The organism is Paraburkholderia sp. CNPSo 3274, from assembly GCF_024206475.1.
In the GTDB taxonomy this organism is placed as follows: domain Bacteria; phylum Pseudomonadota; class Gammaproteobacteria; order Burkholderiales; family Burkholderiaceae; genus Paraburkholderia.
On the sequence record NZ_JAMBPR010000195.1, the window covers coordinates 1 to 2,171 of the forward strand.

Sequence of the window (2,171 nt, forward strand, 5' to 3'; positions counted from 1 at the left end):
GTACAGGGCCTGGAAGTATTCGAGCGCTTTCGCCACACGAGCGTTAGGTATCTTCTGTTTGCCGGAGTCCGTTTTTTTCTCGGCCGCCTTGTCCGCCTTGACGAACAGCCTCCGGGCGTGCGCGACGCATCCGAAGTGCGTGGCCTTTTTGAGCGTGCGCCAGGCGCTGTAGCCGTCGCTCATCAGCATGCCGCTGTAGTCGCCGAGAAACTTCTTCGGATGTTCCTGGCCGCGCCCCGGCTGGTAGTCGAACAGCACAACGGGTTCGGCGCAGCCTTCGGCGCTGCGGTACACCCATGCATAGCTTTTGCTCTGGGCGGACCTGCCGGGCTCCTTGAGCACCTGAACCGTCGTTTCGTCACCGTGGATCAACGGCTGCGACAGCAACGTCTTGTGCAGCGCGTCGTACAGGCGGCGGTAGTGCAGTTCGCTGGGGCGGATGATCCAGTGAGCGAGCGTGCCGCGACTCACCGGAATCTGCCAGCGTGCGAGCGCGTCCTGCATCCGGTACAACGGCATGCCGTCGACGTACTTTGCGGTCGTGACCGTCGCGATCACCGACGCGTCCGCATGGCTGCCCGGAATCGGCTGCACCGGCATCGGCGCAAGCACGATCCGTGTATGTTCGGCGTGACACTCACAGTGCCGGCAGGCCCACTTGGAGCGCACGTTCTGCCGGACCGTCCACTTGACCTCGACGTGCAGCTGCTCGCTGATGTCCTCGCCGATGCGATGCATCGGGTTGCCACAGTCCACGCATGCCCTCTGGTCTTCGGGCAGGTCGTATTCGACAGGTTCACGCTTCAGGTAGGCCGGCAGAGGCTTGCGGCCGCCCTTGCGCCGTTCGGGCTCGCTGTTTTGGGGCAGGCCGGTGTCGGGCAGCGCTGGCTGTGCACCCTCGTCGTCTTCATTGGAGGGGGCGGTCTGGGCGATCTGCTCGGCCTCGTCGAACACGCGATCCTTGCGTTTCTCGCTCTGCGGTGCGAAGCGCTCTGCCTGCAGCAGCCGGATCTGTTCCTCGAGCTGCTCGATGCGCTGGTTCAGCTCCTCGATCTGTGCGTCGCGCTGGGCAATATCCTGTGTCGCGCGCTCTTCGAGATCGCGGATATAGCCCTTGACGACCTTGGGTATGTGCTTGAGATCAGGAGGATTCATGCGCTCCAGGATAGCGGAGCGCGGCGCGCCGTAGGTTTACGTCAATTTGTAAAAGTCGCAGCCGCCGTTGTTTACGCGCGACGTGCCTTGCCGGGCGGGCTAGCTGGCGTGCTGGTAACGACGCACCGGGTGGCGGCGAAGCGCGTCGATGTCGATGCCGTCGAGCAACCAGTGAAGCTGCTGCGTTGTCAGCTCGATCACCTCCTGATGCCGCCTGGGCCACACGAAATGGTCTTCTTCAAGCCGGCGCAACATCAGCCAGAAACCGGTGCGCTCGTACAGCAGGAGCTTGACGCGATCGCGTTTGCGGTTGTGGAACGCATACACGGCACGGGCGAGCGGGTCCATCTGCATTGACTCCGCGACCAGGGCAGCAAGGGTATTGATGCCGGCGCGGAAGTCAATCGGCTCGCGGTACAGGTAGACTTTCAGGTCGTCGTCGAAGCGGAACATCAGCTCCCCCTCAACGCGTCAATCATCGTCTTGAGCAGCGCGCAATCCTGCCCGGTGCACTCGAGTTCAAGGCTCACCCCGTTGGGCAGCTGCGCCACCAGGCGCGAGGGCAGCGGTGATCGCTGTGGCGCGTGGCTCCGCATCGGCGCCGCCGGTGCATCAGGTTCTGGCTGCGGCGGCATCTGCGAAGCCGCCCAGCTGTTATCGCTGATCGCCACCACCGGTACGAATGCCGTGGGCAGAGCCTTCGAGTCACATGGGGCGGCGGCGCCCTTCAGGAGCGCCTCGTAATTCTTGATCCAGCGGCGCAACTGGTTGGCGTTCACGCCCGCCTTCAGCGCCATACCCGCGATCGACACGCCCGGCTTCAGGCAGGCTTCAATCAGCCTCTGTTTGTCACGCTTGTCGAAAGTCCGCTTGCCTTCGACACCAACGTTGGTCGCACGCAAGGGCAAAAAATCTGCGCAGTTCTCGTCCATGAAGGGTGTGTCCATTAAAAAACCGTGGACACATCCTGCGCTGTTTTCAGATCAGGATCTATGTGAGGAGAAACTGCCGCTTAC

Annotated in this window: 3 protein-coding genes; all 3 read right to left on the minus strand. The window is 62.7% G+C overall.

Annotated elements, in window-relative coordinates:
• A partial coding sequence (locus tag M3I54_RS44050) for an IS66 family transposase (RefSeq protein ID WP_254346668.1) occupies nucleotides 1-1,155 on the minus strand: 1,155 nt, incomplete at its 3' end.
• A gap of 99 nt (nucleotides 1,156-1,254) precedes the next feature.
• Nucleotides 1,255-1,608, minus strand: coding sequence for an IS66 family insertion sequence element accessory protein TnpB (gene tnpB, locus M3I54_RS44055; protein WP_254346670.1), 354 nt, complete (start codon nucleotides 1,606-1,608; stop codon nucleotides 1,255-1,257).
• Nucleotides 1,608-2,087, minus strand: a complete 480-nt coding sequence (locus M3I54_RS44060; RefSeq protein WP_133188198.1) for a transposase — start codon at nucleotides 2,085-2,087, stop codon at nucleotides 1,608-1,610. The genes tnpB and M3I54_RS44060 overlap by 1 nt, the downstream gene beginning before the upstream one ends.
• Nucleotides 2,088-2,171 lie beyond the last annotated feature (84 nt).